Genomic DNA, 16065 nt, shown 5'->3' with positions numbered 1-16065 from the left:
CTTGCTCGCGATGAGGGCATTACATTCAATCGAGAGTTTTCAGACAGTCAGTTCTGCTCATTCTCATACCGGTCCAGCGTATCCCGCGCAATCTCCCGTCCCAGCGCGATCAGCTCCGGCGCCTTGTAGAACTCGAAAAAACGGCACACACGCTTGGGCACGTTGATCAGGATGTCCGGTGGATACCCGGCAATCTTGTACTGCGCCAGCGACGTCTGCATCACCTCGAAACTCTGGTTGATCAGATCCAGCAAGGACGCCGGCCCGACGTTGTCGATGATGAACGAACCGGTGGCGGAGCGGGGCGCACCACTGGCTTGCGGGGCTGCCGCGGGTTGCTGCGCGTCGGGCTCGGCGGATTCGATCCACGGGTTGAAGTCCGCACCTTCGGCCTTCAAGGCTTCCTGTTCCAGAACCAACAATTGTTCAGCCTGTTTGCGCCGGAACGGCAACTTCGAGCCGACGGAGTTGATCAGGCTGTCGAAGCGGGTCTTGAAGGCGGCGGGGCGCTGGATGACCGGCAATTGATAGTGGCGCTGGTTGGTGGAGTTGAGGTTGACTGCGATGATCAAATCGCAATGGCTCGACACTACGGGCACGATCGGCAGCGGGTTGAGAATGCCGCCGTCGACCAGCATGCGGTTGCCCTGCATCACCGGAGTGAACAGGCTGGGAATCGCTGCCGAGGCGCGCATGGCCTGATGCAGGCAACCTTCCTGGAACCAGATTTCCTGCTGGTTGGTCAGGTCGGTGGCAACCGCGGTGTAGGGGATACGCAAGTCTTCGATGTTGACCTCGCCGACGATCTTGCGGATCTGCCCGAACACCTTCTCGCCACGAATCGCCCCCAGACGAAAACTCACGTCCACCAGACGCAACACGTCGAGATAATCCAGGCTCTCGATCCAGTCGCGGTAATCATTGAGTTTGCCGGCGGCATAGATCCCGCCTACCACCGCGCCCATGGAGCAACCGGCGATACAGGCAATGTCATAGCCGCGCCGTTCGATCTCTTCAATGACCCCAATATGCGCATAACCCCGGGCTCCACCCGAGCCCAATACCAGTGCGACACGCTTTTTCATGGATCGCCCTCGCTTGAATGGTTCAACAATGCACCCATCGAGGGCCATGCTTCAATCGCCATGGTCGTTCGATGGGGCAAGAGCGTCGTTTTTTCGACACTCCATGGCGGCACATGGTTATTCTCGGCAGCGCTATAGTTTGCACAACGGACCAACGGCACTTTTCAGGTGCCACACCGTCTTACCTGCACGACTGTTGACCTATCTTTGAGGAGTGAGTGATGAAAGCCTGGATCTGCGTGCCATTGATTGCCCTGGCGCTCGCCGGTTGTGCCGGCAAAACCGCTTATCGCGACAGTTGCGGTAGTAACCTGGATGCCGCGTGGCATGAGCTGGACCTGGCCAAGGCCGAAGGTTTCGCCGGGACCGTCAGCTACTCCAAGGCCTTGTCGCTGTTGACCGCGGCCAAGACCCAGCAGCAATTCGAGGGGTTCGAAGGCTGCACCACCAAAGCCGAGAAGGCCCGTTTCTACATTCGTGAGTCGCGCGCGGGGCGTTGAAGGCAAAAAGCAGCCGCAGGTTCTAAGCTACGAGTTGCAAGACTCATCGGGCTTGCAGCTCGTAGCTTGCAGCCTGGCGCTGTTTACGGAGTAAACCCCCATGATCGATCGGTTGGTGGCTCATGTTCTGGGCCTGGAAGTTCGTCTGCTGGCCTGTCAGGCCCGTTTGAAGGAGCGTACTGACCCTGAAGCGTTACACGATCTGCGCACAACCATGCGTCGGTTACGCAGCCTGTTGCGACCCTTGAACGGGGTGCCCGGAGTCGAACAACTGGAAGCGGCCGCCTCACGGGTGGGCGAACTGACCACGCCATTACGTGATCGCGAAGTGCTGGCGGCGTACCTGCTCCAGCACCATCAACTCCAAGCCGCACAGTGGCGCATGGCACAAATGGCCGAGGCCTATCCGGCCGTAGCGGCCAGTCCCGAGCTCGCGCAAATGCTGATCGTCCTCGATGCGTTTCCGCGCTTTCTACGCGCTGCCCAGCGCCAGGGATTGCTCAAGGGCTTGCGCAAGCGCATTGAAAAACGCCTGGGCAAGCAGTGGAAAAAACTCGACGAAGCGTTGCACGACCCGACCCACGACCGCCACCGGCTGCGCCTGCTGATCAAGCGCGTGCGCTATGGCATCGACGCTTACCCCGAGCTGGACCGTTTGCCGAAAGCGGCCATGCCCCGATTGAAATCGGCCCAGGGCGCGCTGGGTGACTGGCACGATTGCGTGCAATGGCTGGCCATGGCTGAACGGGAAGCGGATTTGCAGCCCTGTGTTGCAGTGTGGAAAGCCACTATGGCCGAGGCTGAACAATGTGCAGACCGTGTGCTGGAAAAACTCAGTCGCGATTGCTTCAAATCCTGAGACCACCACCGAACAAATGTGGGAGCGGGCTTGCTCGCGAAGACGGTTTGTCAGTCTCCATCAATGTCAGGGCTGATGGCCTCTTCGCGAGCAAGCCCGCTCCCACAGGGTTTTATGTCGACATGAAACCTGCACGGCTCATCTGTCAGTCAATTTGGCCGGAATGGGTGCTGTATAGCCATCGCTGGCTGGTTAAGATCCCTTCATCTTTTTCCGATCCCTGAGGTTTTCATGCGCTTTTCAGAACTGCTTGACGCTGTCCGTAGCCAGCCGCTGGAGCTCTCTATCCCGGCCTCCTGGGCACAGGGGCGGGCCAGTTTCGGTGGCCTGGTGGCCGCTTTGCAGTACGAAGCCATGCGTGCCCGGGTTCCGATGGATCGTCCGGTGCGTTCGTTGGCAATCACCTTTGTCGGCCCGGTTGAACCCGAGGTTCCGGTCAGTTTCGAGGTCGACGTGCTGCGCGAAGGCAAGGCCGTCAGTCAAGTGTTGGGCCGGGTGATGCAGAAGGGCCAGGTAGTGACGTTGATCCAGGGCAGCTTTGGTGCCTCGCGCCCCTCGGAAGTGGCGGTGGTCGCTGAACTGGCACCGGAAATGAAGCACTGGGACGAGTGCCAGGAACTGCCTTTTGTCGAAGGCGTCCTCCCGGCGTTCATGCGGCATCTGGCGATGCGCTGGAGTGTCGGCGGGCTGCCGTTCAGCGCAAGCACATCGCGTCAGATGGGCGGCTGGGTACGCTTGCGCGGCGACGTTAAAGAAGAGGCGATCAGCGAGGCGCATATTCTGGCACTGGTGGACGCCTGGCCACCGGCCCTGATGCCGTTTTTAAAGAAACCGGCGATGGGCAGTACGCTGACCTGGACCATCGAGTTCGTGCAACCGCTGCTGCAACTGAACACCCTGGACTGGTGCAAATACCTCGTCGAAACCGAGTACGCCGCCGACGGTTACGGGCATGCCGCCGCGAAAATGTGGAGCGCGGATGGCCGGTTGATCGCCATGAGCCGGCAGACGGTGACGGTGTTCGCCTGATCAGTGACGGCGGTGGCGCTCACGCCAGGCGCGCCACCAGCCACCGCTGAGCAAGAACCTGGGAAAAGTCAGGAACTGCTCGACCAACAAGCGCGATATCGCATCTTTGCGATCACTGAAAGGTTCGGAGGCTTGCGTCTCCAGGTTGTGGCCGTGGCGTTGCAAGGCCAGCGCAGCAATCACACCGACCACGCCAATGGCGACGTTCGCCAGGCTCAGGCTGAATACCCCGGACACGATCAACAGAAACGCCACGATGAAGAGTGGCACCGCGATCAGGTGCAACACCAGATTGGTCGGGTGCTGATGATTGTTCGGGTACGCTCGCCATTGCCAGGCGGGAAGGTTGGGGTGACGTTTGCCCATGATGCTGATCCTCGATCCATGTTGAACACATATGATGAAGAATAGGTCCGGTCAATGCTGGCGGCGAATCAAGGCTGGCTATTGGCTTGATAGGCATCATGGTCTGGATTGATGTTGCCGGCTCCGGCCTCTTCGCGGGCTTGCCCGCGAAGAGGCCCTCAAAGTTTCAGCTGACCTATCGCCTTGCTCAACTCCCCGGCCAATGCCGCCAACTCATTGCTGGTAATCGCCGAAGTCACCGTCTGCTGCACCGTATTCTCGGTCACGTTACGGATGCTCACCACCGCCCGGTTCATCTCTTCCGCTACCTGACTTTGCTGCTCGGCCGCCACCGCGATTTGCGTGTTGCTTTCACGCATCTGCGCCACCGCGCTGGTGATCTCGGCCAATGCCGAACCTGCCTCCTGCGCCTGCTGCACGCAATCGTCGGCCTTGAACGAGCTCTCTTGCATGAAATCCACGGCGTCCCGCGTGCCAGACTGCAACGCCGACACCATGATGGTGATTTCATCCGTGGAGACCTGCACGCGTTTGGCAAGGTTGCGCACTTCATCGGCGACCACCGCAAAGCCGCGACCCATCTCACCGGCCCGGGCCGCTTCGATGGCAGCGTTCAACGCCAACAGGTTGGTCTGCTCGGCGATGCTGTGAATCACGTTGACCACGCCGTTGATCTTCTGGCTGTCCTCCGCCAGGCGTTGAATCATCTCGGCGGTCTGCTGGACGCCGGTGGACAGTCCGGCAATCGACCTCTGCACCCGCGTAACCACCCCCTGGCCGCTGCCGGCCAGGGTATCGGCCGATTGTGAAAGGTCACGGGTGGCGCCCGCGTGTTGGGCGATGTGATAGACCGTGGCAGTCATTTCATTGATCGCCGTGGCGGCCTGATCGGTTTCGCTTTGCTGACCCAACATGCCGTGGCGCACCTCATTCATGCTGGCTGCCAGCCGCGCGGCGCCGACGTCCAGTTGCCGGGCGGTGCTGGCGACGGTGCTGACCACCCGTTGATAACCGGCCTGCATGGCGTTGAAGGCGTTGGCCATTTGCCCGACTTCGTCGCTGCAAGCCAATGGCACGCGGGCCGACAGGTCGCCGGTTTTCTCCACGTGCAACATGACGTCTTTCAAGGTGTTGAGCTGGCTGAGCAGGAAGCGGATCAACAACTGCGATGCGCCGAGCATTGCCAGCATCAGGATGAACACGGCCACCGCGTAATTGGCAAAGCGCTCGCTGAACACCTGGCTCAGGCTGGGACCATGAGCAATCACGGCGACCTGCTGGCTGCCGGCGCGGGTAAACACTTCGGCGCCCATCAACGGGTCGTCACCGAACAGCGGCATCGCGTTGATCTCGACCCAGCCATTGGCATTGGCCAGTGCCTGCACGGGTTGTTCATTGAGCGTGGGTGCCTGCCCGCGACTGAACGCCAGCAGGTTGTCGGCATGGGGCAGCGGTTGCCCTGCGGGCCAGGCTTCGAGCAATCGGGCCTGGGCCTGGGCCGAAGCCTGGGCGGACTGACTGCGAGCCTGCTGTTCGAGCTGCACCGCGTACAGCACCAACAACAGGGTGGTAACGAACGCGACGGCATTGACCGCCCAGAATTTGTATTTCAGCGAGATATTGCTAAGCCAGGCACCCATGGAGGTCTTCTCTGATAGCGGAAACAGATTTGGCAAGGTGCCATCATTGTGCCGCTACTCAGGTGACTGATTCTTGATGCAGATCAACGGGCCAGCAGCATCCCCATGTGGGAGCGAGCTTGCTCGCGATAGCGCTAGAACCGTCACACGTGAGGTGACTGTCAGAGCGCTATCGCGAGCAAGCTCGCTCCCACAGGGGATTTGTGGTTATTGAGGGATTGATGGCAACCCGAAGAACGCCCGTGCGCACGCTGTGGTGTGCGCCGCCAGATCTTCCTGGCTTTCGCCGCGATGCAGCGCCACTTCGCGCAATACTTCGGTCAGGTACGCCGGCTCGTTACGCCCGTTTTTTGGCTTGGGGCGCAGGCTGCGCGGCAGCAGGTACGGCGCATCGCTTTCGAGCATCAGGCGCCCGCGCTTGATCTCCTTGACCAGTGGATGCAAATGCGTGCCCCGGCGCTCGTCGCAAATCCAGCCGGTAATGCCGATGTGCAGATCCAGGTCGAGATAGCTGAACAGTGCCTTCTGTTCGCCAGTGAAGCAGTGCACCACGGCAGCCGGCAATTGATCGCGGAAGTCGCGCAGGATTTCCAGCAATCGCTGGCTGGCGTCGCGTTCGTGCAGAAAAACCGGCAGCTGCATTTCAACAGCCATGGCCAGATGTTCTTCGAGGACCTTCTCCTGCTGCGGACGCGGCGAGAAATCACGGTTGAAATCCAGCCCGCATTCGCCCACGGCCACCACATTTGGCTCATTGAGCAAACTGCGCAAACGTCGGGCGCTGTCGGCGTTCCAGTCGCTGGCGCAGTGAGGGTGAATACCGGCGGTAGCGAACAGGCGCTGCGCACTTGCATCCAGCTGCTGGCACAGCTCAAGGGCCTGTTCGCTGCCCTCGACACTGGTGCCGGTCAGCACCAGTTGGCACACGCCGGCCGCGTAGGCGCGGTCGAGTACGGCCTGGTGTTTGTCGGCAAAACCGGGGTTGGTCAGGTTGACGCCGATATCGATGAGTTGCATGGTGCTACCTCGGCCCAAAGGCCGGAAAGCATATCAGAGCCGTGGATTTATAAGAAAAGCCAAGAACTACAACGGGTTAACGCTGTCTCTTGAGCCGCGAGCCAGACCGGGTTGGTAGTTTTGCCATCATTGTGCCAGTCTTTCGCACTTTGCCAGCGCCTTGGGCGCTCTGTTTTTGTCGCCGTGCTTGATGTCATTCGTCATTGAAGCGGGCCTTATATTCTTTCCGGAGAGTGGATGATTCGTCCCTCGGTTTTGCTACTGCTGTGTTGTTCGCTGCTACTGCCGATGTCGGCGGTCGCGCGTCTGCCCGGGCCGCTGCAAGCCGTACCGGCCACCAAGGTGCGCGACCTTGCGGAAATTCGCAGCAGCCGTGTGCTGCGGGTGTTGGTCAACCAGAGCCGCAACAGTTCCGGCGAAGTCCAGGGGCAGGCGATCGGGGTCGAATACCATCGCCTGAGAGCTTTCGAGCAATACCTCAACGGCCACGCCCGTGACGGTCAGGAAATCATCCTCAAGATCATTCCCAAGGCCAAGGATCAACTGCTCGGTGCATTGCAGCGCGGGGAGGGCGATCTGGTGGCGCCAGGCGAGTTGCTCGATCTGCAAGCGGGTTTCGCCGTCAGCACCAGTGAGCCGATTGCCAGCAACATCCCATTGGTCCTGGTGGGCATCAAAGGCGAACGCCGCTACACCCGGCTTGAACAGCTTTCCGGCAAGACCCTGGCGTTACCCGCCGGCAGCGCCGCCGGGGATGCCGTCAGCCAGATCAATCAAAAACTCGCCCTGCACAAACTGCCACCGGTCAAAGTCGAATGGGTCGATCCGAGCCTTGCCGTCGAGGACGTACTGGAGATGGTGCAGGGCGGGATCTTCCACCTGACCATCGTCGAGCAGCCGATAGCCGAACGCTGGGGCAAGATCCTGCCCAACCTGCGTTTCGACAGGCAGGTACTGATCAGTGATCCGGGAGAAGAGTTCTGGTTCGTGCGCCGTGATGCGTCGATGTTGCGGGCCAGCATTGATCGTTTCCTCACCGTCTACAAAAAACCATCGGATCAGGACGCCGCATTCCTGCGGATCTATCGTCGTCTCTACCAAGTGCACTATCCACTGGCCAAGGCGGACCGGCAGCGTCTGGAAAAACTTCGCCCGGTGCTGCAGAAACACGCCGATGCCCAGGGCATGGACTGGCTGAACCTGGCGGCGCTGGCCTTCAAGGAGTCAGCCCTGCAACCTGCCGCCCGCAGTGGCGGAGGCCCGACCGGTCTGATGCAGATCACGCCTTCGGCGGCGCAGCGGGTGGGGGTCGACAATATTCAGGACGTAGACGGCAATGTGCAGGCCGGGGCCAAGTACCTGGCGATGATCCGCCGCAAGTTTTTTGCCAGCCCGAAACTCAACGAGCGCGAACGCATGGCTTTCGTACTGGCAGCCTACAACATCGGGCCGGAGCGGGTTCAGGGCATGCGCGCCGAAGCCCGGCGGCGAGGATTGAATCCCAACCAGTGGTTCTTCCAGGTCGAACGCGTTGCCATGGAGCAAGTGGGTATGGGCCCCGTTAGCTATGTTAATAGCGTGAACAAGTATTTCTTGGCGTTCGACCGGGAGCGGGAGTCGTTGGAGCCACAGGGACAAAAAGTTGTCTTGCGACAATGATCAATTAATTCGATTTTTATGTTGAGATTTTTGCGCTTTTAACATGCGATTTACTGATTAATATAGCGGCCAACCAACACACACTTACAAGGAATGAAACAGCATGAGCACTCTGATCAACAAGGTACTGTCTACTCGCGCTAGCTACGGCCTGACCTTTCTGCGCATCGTGGTCGGTATTATTTCCGCCGCTCACGGCTCGCAGAAACTCTTCGGGGCATTCGGTGGCTATGGTCTGGCGGGAACCGCGCAGTACATGGAAAGCCTCGGACTGACGCCGGGTTACCTGATGGCGACACTGGCGGGCGGCATCGAGTTCTTCGCCGGCCTGGCCCTGATCATCGGCCTGCTGGTTCGTCCGGCCGCACTGGGTCTGATCTTCCTGTTGCTGGTCGCGATTTTCTCGGTGCACATCAGCAACGGACTGTTCATGGCCAACAACGGTTATGAATTCGCCCTGGCCCTGCTCGGTGGCAGTATCGCGGTATTGATCGAAGGTGCGGGCAAACTCTCGGCGGACCGTGCCATCGCCGGCTGACCGCTCTGGCTCAACAAAAAAGGCCCGCATCGTGCGGGCCTTTTTGTTGCGCGTCATTCTTGACACTGTCCAGTCAGCTTCTCTAGGATGTTGCTCATGCGCCGATTTAAACAGCTACTTGCGGGGCGCCAGGTGACTCATTCAGTTGCCGACAGAAGCCAGAACAGGCTTCGAAATACCGCTAAAGCGCTGGTTCGGTGTTGCCTCTCACCTGCCATGCAGACTTTTGAGGCAGAGACACGACACAATGAATGCACTAAACCCTGTTGTACGTCCCGCGCCGATCACGGCACATCTGACCCAGCGCAATCCAAAAATCCTGCTTGGCGGCAAACATCAGCCGACGCTCTTGCGTTATCTCGATGGCTGGCCACGTCGTACCGGCGGTCCCGCTGCCTTCCTGATCCAGTTTGTCGAAGACGGTGAGTCGCTCGCTCGTTTTGCCGACGACAGTTTCGATCTGGCGGTGATTCAATCTCCCAGCCTCGAAGACGCTCCTGAAGTGATCAGGCAACTCACCCGCGTTGCCCGGCAAGGGCTGATTACCCGGCGCTGAGGCCCGGAACGCTGCGGTTCACGGGTACTCGATTGCCACGATGTACACACACTGCTCACCGGTCGGTGTCTGGACCCGAACTTCGGCGTCCAGAGCCTTGCCGATCAGGGCGCGAGCCAAGGGCGAGTCGATGCTGATCAGGCCCTGTTTGAGGTCCAGTTCATCCGGCCCGACGATACGGTAGCGCGACTCTTTGCCGTCTTCGTCCTCAATCGTGACCCAGGCGCCGAAATAGACCTTGTTCGGATCGCTGGGTTTTTCGCTGACAACCTTGAGCGCTTCCAGGCGTTTGGTGAGAAAACGCACGCGGCTGTCGATCTCTCGCAGCATCTTTTTGCCGTAGGTGTATTCGGCGTTCTCCGAGCGATCGCCCTGGGCCGCGGCTTCGCTGACAGCCTGGGTAACCTGGGGGCGACGTACATGCCACAGCTCATGGAACTCGGCGCGCATCCGCGCTTCACCCTCGGGGGTGATCAGCGCGGTGCCGGCGGTGCGGGGAGGGCGGTAACGGCTCATGACAGCTTCTTGTGGTGAGGATGGCAGGAGTCTATCAACCCTCGCGCAGGACTGTCAGCGGGCTGGCGTTCAATGCCCGACGAGTGCCGAACACCCCGGCACCACCAATGAGCACGGCGCCAACCAGTGGCAGCAACAACAGCCATGGATGCGGGTGCCACGGCAGGTCAAAGGCATAACGGTAAAGCACCCAACTCACGACTTCCGAACCCAGCGCCGCCAGCAAACCACTGACCGCACCGAGCAAGCCGAACTCGATGCGCCGCACCTTGACCAGCAATTGCCGTTCGGCCCCCAGTGCTCGCAGTAATGCGCCCTGGCGAATACGTTCGTCCAGCGTCGCCTGCAGGCCGGAAAACAGCACCGCCATCCCCGCCGCCAATACGAACAACAACACATACTCCACCGCCAGGGTCACCTGGGCGAGGATGCTGCGCAGTTGCTCCAGCAAGGCTTCGACCTGCAGGATCGTCACCGCCGGGAAGGCACGGGACAGGTCGACGATCTGTTGGTCATGACCCGGTGCCAGATAGAAACTGGTCAGGTAAGTCGCCGGAAGATCCTTCAGGGTGCCGGGCTGGAAGATCATGAAGAAGTTCGGCTGGAAGTTGTCCCAGTTGATCTCGCGCAGGCTGGTGACTTGCGCCTCGCGATTGACCCCGCCAACACTGAAAACCAGATGATCGCCGAGCTTGATTTTCAGGCTTTCAGCGACCTTGCCTTCTACCGACACACCGGGAACATCGTCCGGCGCTTGTTCATTCCACCAATTGCCGGCCGTGAGCTTGTTGCCCGACGGCAGGTCCGCGGCCCAGGTCAGACTCAGGTCGCGCTGGATCGCCCGGTCGCCGGCCGATTCTTTGGTGACGATTTGCTGCACCGGCTCGCCGTTGATGCTGATCAAGCGCCCCGGCACCACCGGGTACAGTGGCGCCGATTGTGCTGACACGGCGATCAGGTGATCGGTGAAGGCCTGTTTGTCCGCCGGCAGGATGTTCAGCGCAAAGTAGTTCGGTGCGTTTTTGGGTAACTGGTTCTGCCAGGTGTCCAGGAGCTCGCCACGTAGCAAGGCGATAAGTGCCATCGACAGCAGAATCAGGCCGAACGCCAGGGACTGGCCCGCGGCAGCCAGCGGATGACGCAGCAATTGGCCGAGTCCGAGGCGCCAGGGCAAGGACGCACGAGCAAGCAAGCGCCGCAGACTCTTCAACAGCAGCAGCAACAAACCGCCCAACACCAGCGCTGCAATTACGCCGCCGCCGAGCAGGGCAAAGGTCAGCAACAGGTCCAGGCTCAGGCGCCACATGATCAGGCCGAGGGCGCCCAGCGCTGCGCCGTAGACCATCCAGGTGCTGGATGGAATCGGCAGCATATCCCGGCGCAGTACGCGCAATGGCGGAACCCGGCCCAGGGCCGCCAGCGGCGGCAAGGCGAAACCGGCCAGCGCCACCAGTCCGGTGCCGATCCCGGCAATGGCCGGAAACAGCCCGCCCGGGGGCACGTCGGTCGGCAGCAAGTCATGCAGCAGGGCAAACAACCCGAGCTGTGCGAGCCAGCCGAGGAGGGCGCCGCTGATGCTGGCCAGCAGCCCGAGCACAGTCAGTTGCAGGCTGAACAAGACCATGGTTTCCCGGCGTGACAGCCCGAGGCAGCGCAGCAACGCACTGGCATCGAATCGTCGGGTGGCGAAGCGGGTTGCCGACAGCGCCACTGCCACGCCGGACAGCAACACCGCCACCAGGCTGGCCATGTTCAGGTAGCGTTCGGCCTTGCCCAGGGCGCCTCCGATCTGCCGGTTGCCATCGCGGGCATCCTGCAGACGCTGGTTGGCGGCCAGCCCTGGTTTGATCAGTTGCCGATACGTCTCGAGTGCCTGGGCATTGCCTCGCCATAATTCGCGGTAACTGACCCGGCTACCGGGTTGCACCACGCCGGTTGCCGCAAGGTCGCCGAGATTGATCAGCACTCGCGGCGTCAGGCTGTAGAAGTTGCCGGCGCGGTCGGGTTCATACGTCAGCACTCGCGCCAGCTTCAGGGTTTTCATGCCGACATCGATGCTGTCGCCGATCTTCAGGTCCAGGGCGGTCAACAGGCGTGCCTCGACCCAGGCTTCACCGGGTTGCGGTCCGCCACCGACGGTTTCCGTGGCGAATGGGGTGGGCGCGCTTTTCAGTTCGCCGCGCAGCGGGTAGGTGTCATCGGCCGCCTTGATACTGGACAACTGGATGCCGTTGTCGGTGGCGATGACGCTGGAAAACTCCACCACCTGCGCATGTTCCAGTCCCAGTTCAACGCCGCTTCTTATCTGTTCGGCGCGTGCCGGCGAACTGCCTTCGAGGAGCAGGTCGGCACCGAGAAACTCGGTAGCGCGCAGCATCATGGCGCCGTTCAGGCGCGCGCCGAAATAACCAATCGCAGTACTCGCGGCCACGGCCACCAGCAAGGCGAAAAACAACACGCGCAGCTCACCGGCGCGGGCGTCGCGCAGCAATTGGCGGATGGCAAGGGTGAACAGGCGTAACAGCGGCAGGCGTGCCATCAAGGCTCCAGAGGGGCGACCAGCAGGCCGGCTTCAAGACGAATCAGGCGCCGGCAGCGATGGGCCAGGCGTTCATCATGAGTCACCAGCACCAGGGTCGTGCCGCGCTCCTTGTTGAGTTCGAACAGCAAGTCGCTGATGCGCTCGCCGGTGTGGCTGTCGAGGTTGCCGGTAGGTTCGTCGGCGAACAGCACAGCGGGTTCGGCGGCAAACGCGCGGGCAATCGCCACGCGTTGCTGCTCGCCCCCGGAGAGCTGGCGCGGCGAGTGAGTCAGGCGTTGGCCCAGCCCAACGCGTTGCAGCAATTGGGTGGCGCGTTCGCGGGCGTCTTTGCGGCCATCGAGCTCCAGTGGCAGCATGACGTTTTCCAGAGCATTGAGGCTGTCGAGCAACTGGAATGACTGGAACACAAAACCCACGTGCTCGGCACGGATGCGTGCACGCTGGTCCTCATCGAGGTTGCTCAGGCCTTGCCCGGCGAGTGTAACTTCGCCACCGCTCGGCAAATCGAGCCCGGCAAGCAGGCCCAGCAGTGTGGACTTGCCGGAGCCCGAAGCACCGACGATGGCCAGGCTATCGCCCTTGTTCAGTTCCAGGCTGAGTTCGTGCAGGATGGTCAGTTCACCTTCCGCGCTGGGAACCACTTTGCTAAGGTCCTTCGCGATGAGAATGCTTGCGCCCATGGAGAGTCCGATGCGTGTCTGGTTTTTGAGTGCTGGCCTGGCCTTGATGTGCATGGCCCAAAACGCAGCGGCGGGTACAGTCCTGATCGTTGGCGATAGTATCAGCGCCGGTTTCGGGCTGGATACCCGGCTGGGGTGGGTGTCGCTGCTTGAGCAACGGCTCAGGCGCGAAGGATTCGACGACAAAGTGATCAATGCGTCCATCAGTGGCGACACCAGTGCCGGAGGCCAGGCGCGCCTGCCTGCGCTGCTCGTAGAGCATAAACCGGATCTGGTGATCCTCGAGTTGGGCGGCAATGACGGTCTGCGTGGAATGCTGCCAACTCAATTGCAACAAAATCTTGCATCAATGATCGACAGATCACGGGCCAGCGGTGCCAAGGTGTTGCTGCTCGGCATGCAATTGCCACCCAATTACGGTGCGCGTTACACAAAGGCGTTTGCCGAGGTCTACAGCAACCTGGCCGATGAGAAAAAAATCCCGCTGGTGCCGTTTTTCCTCGACGGCGTGGGCGGCCATCCGGACTTGATGCAGGCTGACGGCATACACCCGGCGGCCGGGGCCCAGGACAAGTTGCTGGAAAATGTCTGGCCTACTCTAAAACCGCTGTTATGACACTTTTCTAGAGGCAGGCTTTCGGCTAAGGTGGCGCCCCCGATTTGGAGCCCCCGATGCCGCGTCCCGCCTGGTCACTATTTGCCTACCAACTGATCGAGCCTGACGAACAGCTGGATCTGTTCGCCTGCCAGGAAGTGCGGGTACACCTGGTGACCCGTCAATTGGAGTTGGGCGGCTCGGCGGATCGCACCTTGTGCGGCAGCCTGTTGCCGGCACAGCCACGCTGGTCGAGTGTTGATCGCCGGGTGTTTCAGGATCAGCGGCTGTGTTCGCTGTGCAGGGCCATTCTTGAGTCGCAGAAGCGGGGTACTTCGCCGATCTGGCCGGAGTTGCGGTTCGAGCTTTGATCTGTCGTTGCCTGCTTGCCCTGTTATTTTGAGTGCATATCCGTTGTTAAGGTAACGGCGGCTTATGGTTTCGCCCTACGGCGACTCACCTCCCCCCGGATGAACGCCGGAACGAGGCCTGCCGAGGGGCGGGTGGATCAAGATCAAGAGCTGCAGGCGAGCTAACGCTCGGCCCTGTAGGAGCGAGCTTGCTCGCGATGGACGTCAACGATAACGCGTGCTGCCTGAATGCCCGCGTTGTCCTGGCGTTTTTCGCGAGCAAGTCGGATCGCCGCACTGTCGCTCCTACAGGGAAACGAGTTCAATTGCGATCAGGCCGGCCGGTATACCGCCTCGCTTTGCTTTTGCGGTACGCGCCCCTTCGTGAGGCCGCGCGTAGTTACCGGGAGCACGACATGAATGTGTTGATGGGCGCACCGAACATCGTGCGGGGCGGGTCGCACTCGGGTAACGTGACTGCCGCAGATCTGGCCGCAGCGGGGGTGCCGGTGGTCCAGCAAGTATGGCGACAAGCGAAGAGGGTGTATTGATGGCGGGCAGGTTGATCTATCTCATCGGGCCTTCAGGCTCGGGCAAGGACAGCCTGCTGGATGCCGCGCGAGCGCGGTTGGCTGAACGCGGCTGCCGTATCGTGCGGCGGGTCATTACCCGCTCGGCTGAAGCCATGGGCGAGGCGGCGCTGGGCGTCAGTGCGCAACAATTCGCCGATATGGAAGCTCAGGGCGCGTTTGCCCTGAGCTGGCACGCCAATGGGTTGTCCTATGGCATCCCGCGGGAAATCGACGATTGGCTGGCCGCTGGCGAGGACGTGCTGGTCAATGGTTCTCGGGGGCATTTGCAGAACACACGCCTGCGCTATCCTGACGTGTTGGTGCTGTTGTTGACTGTGGATCAAACGGAACTGCGCCATCGCTTGCTGGAGCGCGGGCGAGAATCGCTGATCGAGATCGATCAGCGGTTGGCACGCAATGCCCGATTCAGCGAGCAACTGCTGGCGGACGACCCGACCGTACACGTGCTCGACAACTCCGGGCCACTTGAGCAAACGGTCGAGCGGTTGCTGGTCTGCATTGACGAGTGACACCGATTTACCTGACATTGCCGGGAACGGACGACGAGCAATTAGCTTCGTACGCGGCCAATGCAGGCCATGGCGCAGCCTGTGATCTTTTGATCTTGATTGAGCGGCCTGTCAGGCCTTCCTGTCCAACAACCCCTGCACATACTCCACAAACGCCCGAGCCTTGGCGCTGGCCATTCTCCCGGTGGGGAACACCGCCCACAGATCCAGGTTCGGCAAGGTCCAGTCCTTCATTGCCTCGCGGACCGAACCGACGGCCAGTTCCGGCGCGAACATCCATTGCGAGGCCATGGTCAGCCCTTGATGGGCCAGCACGGCTTCACGCAGGCCTTCGGCGGCGTTGACGCGGATCCGGCCGTTGATGATCACCGATTGCTCCTCGCCGGCCTTGTTGAATAGCCAACTGGTGCCGCCGCCAAGGGTGTAGACGATTGCCTGATGCTTGCACAGGTCGGCGGGGCAGGTGGGTTCGCCGTGTTTTTCGAAGTACGCCGGTGTGCCCAGTACCATGCGCCGGCATTCGGCGATCTTGCGGGCGGTCAGCCCCGAGTCGCTCAACTCGCCCATGCGCAGGGCGATATCGACGCCTTCTTCCACCAGATTGACGTTGCGATCATCGAGCATCAAGTCGATGTTCAACTCCGGGTTTTGCTCCAGGAAGGGTCCCAGGTGCGGGACGATGTGCAGCCGGCCGAAGGTGACCGCCGCACAGATGCGCAGGTTGCCACTCAGCCCGCTGGCGGAACCGCGTGCGGCGTTGTCGGCCTCGTCGGCTTCTTCGATGGCGCGCTTGGCCCGTTCGAAAAAGGCCAGCCCGGCCTCGGTGGGCGTCAGGCCCCGGGTCGAGCGCAGCAACAGGCGCACCGCCAACCGCGATTCCAGTTGCGCGATGGTTTTCGACACGGCCGGCTGCCCGATGTTCAGGCGCCGGGCCGCGGCGGAAAACGAGCCGGTTTCCACCACGTAGACGAAGGTTTCCATTGCGCCGAGGCGGTCCATCTGAGGTCCTTGTGCAAAGTCTAGAGAATGTC

General features: G+C 61.1%; 17 protein-coding genes and 1 pseudogene. 10 read left to right on the top strand and 8 right to left on the bottom strand.

The genetic code is table 11. From position 1 onward, the window contains the following. Positions 1–47 precede the first annotated feature (47 nt). Positions 48–1085 (bottom strand): patatin-like phospholipase family protein, encoded by a 1038-nt coding sequence (locus tag ACEN8Z_RS23945; protein WP_008000317.1) that lies wholly within the window; start codon positions 1083–1085, stop codon positions 48–50. 221 nt (positions 1086–1306) lie between these two features. On the opposite strand from ACEN8Z_RS23945, the gene ACEN8Z_RS23940 reads away from it, so the two are divergent. The 3 genes from ACEN8Z_RS23940 (at position 1307) to ACEN8Z_RS23930 (ending at position 3473) form a co-directional block, all read left to right on the top strand. Further along, a complete protein-coding gene (locus ACEN8Z_RS23940) occupies positions 1307–1585 on the top strand; it encodes a hypothetical protein (protein WP_008000319.1) in 279 nt (92 codons plus the stop codon). 100 nt (positions 1586–1685) lie between these two features. Continuing rightward, positions 1686–2444, top strand: coding sequence for a CHAD domain-containing protein (locus ACEN8Z_RS23935; protein ID WP_495595882.1), 759 nt, complete (start codon positions 1686–1688; stop codon positions 2442–2444). 231 nt (positions 2445–2675) lie between these two features. After that, the gene (locus tag ACEN8Z_RS23930) at positions 2676–3473 is read left to right on the top strand and encodes an acyl-CoA thioesterase (RefSeq protein WP_495595881.1); all 798 of its coding nucleotides are present in this window, start codon (positions 2676–2678) and stop codon (positions 3471–3473) included. Here the strand turns inward: ACEN8Z_RS23930 and ACEN8Z_RS23925 are convergent, their stop codons facing one another. The 3 genes from ACEN8Z_RS23925 to ACEN8Z_RS23915 form a co-directional block, all read right to left on the bottom strand. Then, a complete protein-coding gene (locus tag ACEN8Z_RS23925; protein WP_495595880.1) occupies positions 3474–3839 on the bottom strand; it encodes a terminase in 366 nt (121 codons plus the stop codon). Positions 3840–3997: 158 nt separating this feature from the next. After that, positions 3998–5479: a methyl-accepting chemotaxis protein gene (locus ACEN8Z_RS23920; protein ID WP_495595879.1), complete on the bottom strand. Its 1482-nt coding sequence runs from the start codon at positions 5477–5479 to the stop codon at positions 3998–4000. Between the two features lie 207 nt (positions 5480–5686). Then, positions 5687–6496 carry a TatD family hydrolase gene (locus ACEN8Z_RS23915; RefSeq protein ID WP_495595878.1) on the bottom strand — a complete coding sequence of 270 codons (810 nt, stop codon included), beginning with the start codon at positions 6494–6496 and terminating at the stop codon, positions 5687–5689. A 237-nt stretch (positions 6497–6733) separates the two neighbouring features. On the opposite strand from ACEN8Z_RS23915, the gene ACEN8Z_RS23910 reads away from it, so the two are divergent. From ACEN8Z_RS23910 to ACEN8Z_RS23900, 3 genes are all read left to right on the top strand, one after another. After that, positions 6734–8155: an MltF family protein gene (locus tag ACEN8Z_RS23910; protein WP_495595877.1), complete on the top strand. Its 1422-nt coding sequence runs from the start codon at positions 6734–6736 to the stop codon at positions 8153–8155. Positions 8156–8258: 103 nt separating this feature from the next. Then, positions 8259–8693 (top strand): DoxX family protein, encoded by a 435-nt coding sequence (locus tag ACEN8Z_RS23905; protein ID WP_495595876.1) that lies wholly within the window; start codon positions 8259–8261, stop codon positions 8691–8693. Positions 8694–8940: 247 nt separating this feature from the next. Then, complete coding sequence (locus ACEN8Z_RS23900; protein WP_008001428.1) at positions 8941–9249, top strand: hypothetical protein; 309 nt, start codon at positions 8941–8943, stop codon at positions 9247–9249. Positions 9250–9267: 18 nt separating this feature from the next. On the opposite strand, the gene greB is transcribed toward ACEN8Z_RS23900, so the two are convergent. The 3 genes from greB to ACEN8Z_RS23885 are packed head-to-tail and all read right to left on the bottom strand — an operon-like array spanning position 9268 to position 12987. Then, positions 9268–9765, bottom strand: a complete 498-nt coding sequence (gene greB, locus ACEN8Z_RS23895; RefSeq protein WP_057713804.1) for a transcription elongation factor GreB — start codon at positions 9763–9765, stop codon at positions 9268–9270. A gap of 34 nt (positions 9766–9799) precedes the next feature. Continuing rightward, complete coding sequence (locus ACEN8Z_RS23890) at positions 9800–12304, bottom strand: ABC transporter permease (protein WP_495595875.1); 2505 nt, start codon at positions 12302–12304, stop codon at positions 9800–9802. Then, positions 12304–12987, bottom strand: coding sequence for an ABC transporter ATP-binding protein (locus tag ACEN8Z_RS23885; RefSeq protein ID WP_495595874.1), 684 nt, complete (start codon positions 12985–12987; stop codon positions 12304–12306). Before ACEN8Z_RS23885 ends, ACEN8Z_RS23890 begins: the two co-directional genes overlap by 1 nt. A gap of 10 nt (positions 12988–12997) precedes the next feature. On the opposite strand from ACEN8Z_RS23885, the gene ACEN8Z_RS23880 reads away from it, so the two are divergent. The 4 genes and pseudogenes from ACEN8Z_RS23880 (at position 12998) to phnN (ending at position 15034) form a co-directional block, all read left to right on the top strand. Further along, positions 12998–13603: an arylesterase gene (locus tag ACEN8Z_RS23880; RefSeq protein WP_495595873.1), complete on the top strand. Its 606-nt coding sequence runs from the start codon at positions 12998–13000 to the stop codon at positions 13601–13603. Between the two features lie 56 nt (positions 13604–13659). Further along, positions 13660–13953, top strand: coding sequence for a hypothetical protein (locus ACEN8Z_RS23875; RefSeq protein ID WP_003226812.1), 294 nt, complete (start codon positions 13660–13662; stop codon positions 13951–13953). 365 nt (positions 13954–14318) lie between these two features. Next, positions 14319–14438 (top strand): annotated as a pseudogene (locus ACEN8Z_RS23870) (alpha-D-ribose 1-methylphosphonate 5-triphosphate diphosphatase); the annotation flags it as partial. A 44-nt stretch (positions 14439–14482) separates the two neighbouring features. Next, positions 14483–15034, top strand: coding sequence for a phosphonate metabolism protein/1,5-bisphosphokinase (PRPP-forming) PhnN (gene phnN / locus ACEN8Z_RS23865; protein WP_495595872.1), 552 nt, complete (start codon positions 14483–14485; stop codon positions 15032–15034). 111 nt (positions 15035–15145) lie between these two features. Here phnN and ACEN8Z_RS23860 read toward each other — a convergent pair whose 3' ends face one another. Next, complete coding sequence (locus ACEN8Z_RS23860) at positions 15146–16033, bottom strand: LysR family transcriptional regulator (protein ID WP_495595871.1); 888 nt, start codon at positions 16031–16033, stop codon at positions 15146–15148. Positions 16034–16065 lie beyond the last annotated feature (32 nt).

This window comes from Pseudomonas sp. Pseusp10 (assembly GCF_059492225.1).
This window is presented reverse-complemented; position numbering and strand designations above follow the sequence as displayed.

What these genes read in the sequence shown, in the direction of transcription:
- ACEN8Z_RS23890 (WP_495595875.1), bottom strand. Translation starts at nt 12,304, where the DNA reads ATGGCACGCCTGCCGCTGTTACGCCTGTTCACCCTTGCCATCCGCCAA.
- ACEN8Z_RS23900 (WP_008001428.1), top strand. Translation starts at nt 8,941, where the DNA reads ATGAATGCACTAAACCCTGTTGTACGTCCCGCGCCGATCACGGCACAT.
- ACEN8Z_RS23945 (WP_008000317.1), bottom strand. Translation starts at nt 1,085, where the DNA reads ATGAAAAAGCGTGTCGCACTGGTATTGGGCTCGGGTGGAGCCCGGGGT.
- ACEN8Z_RS23905 (WP_495595876.1), top strand. Translation starts at nt 8,259, where the DNA reads ATGAGCACTCTGATCAACAAGGTACTGTCTACTCGCGCTAGCTACGGC.
- ACEN8Z_RS23860 (WP_495595871.1), bottom strand. Translation starts at nt 16,033, where the DNA reads ATGGACCGCCTCGGCGCAATGGAAACCTTCGTCTACGTGGTGGAAACC.
- ACEN8Z_RS23875 (WP_003226812.1), top strand. Translation starts at nt 13,660, where the DNA reads ATGCCGCGTCCCGCCTGGTCACTATTTGCCTACCAACTGATCGAGCCT.
- ACEN8Z_RS23880 (WP_495595873.1), top strand. Translation starts at nt 12,998, where the DNA reads ATGCGTGTCTGGTTTTTGAGTGCTGGCCTGGCCTTGATGTGCATGGCC.
- phnN (WP_495595872.1), top strand. Translation starts at nt 14,483, where the DNA reads ATGGCGGGCAGGTTGATCTATCTCATCGGGCCTTCAGGCTCGGGCAAG.
- ACEN8Z_RS23930 (WP_495595881.1), top strand. Translation starts at nt 2,676, where the DNA reads ATGCGCTTTTCAGAACTGCTTGACGCTGTCCGTAGCCAGCCGCTGGAG.
- greB (WP_057713804.1), bottom strand. Translation starts at nt 9,765, where the DNA reads ATGAGCCGTTACCGCCCTCCCCGCACCGCCGGCACCGCGCTGATCACC.
- ACEN8Z_RS23940 (WP_008000319.1), top strand. Translation starts at nt 1,307, where the DNA reads ATGAAAGCCTGGATCTGCGTGCCATTGATTGCCCTGGCGCTCGCCGGT.
- ACEN8Z_RS23885 (WP_495595874.1), bottom strand. Translation starts at nt 12,987, where the DNA reads ATGGGCGCAAGCATTCTCATCGCGAAGGACCTTAGCAAAGTGGTTCCC.
- ACEN8Z_RS23925 (WP_495595880.1), bottom strand. Translation starts at nt 3,839, where the DNA reads ATGGGCAAACGTCACCCCAACCTTCCCGCCTGGCAATGGCGAGCGTAC.
- ACEN8Z_RS23920 (WP_495595879.1), bottom strand. Translation starts at nt 5,479, where the DNA reads ATGGGTGCCTGGCTTAGCAATATCTCGCTGAAATACAAATTCTGGGCG.
- ACEN8Z_RS23915 (WP_495595878.1), bottom strand. Translation starts at nt 6,496, where the DNA reads ATGCAACTCATCGATATCGGCGTCAACCTGACCAACCCCGGTTTTGCC.
- ACEN8Z_RS23910 (WP_495595877.1), top strand. Translation starts at nt 6,734, where the DNA reads ATGATTCGTCCCTCGGTTTTGCTACTGCTGTGTTGTTCGCTGCTACTG.
- ACEN8Z_RS23935 (WP_495595882.1), top strand. Translation starts at nt 1,686, where the DNA reads ATGATCGATCGGTTGGTGGCTCATGTTCTGGGCCTGGAAGTTCGTCTG.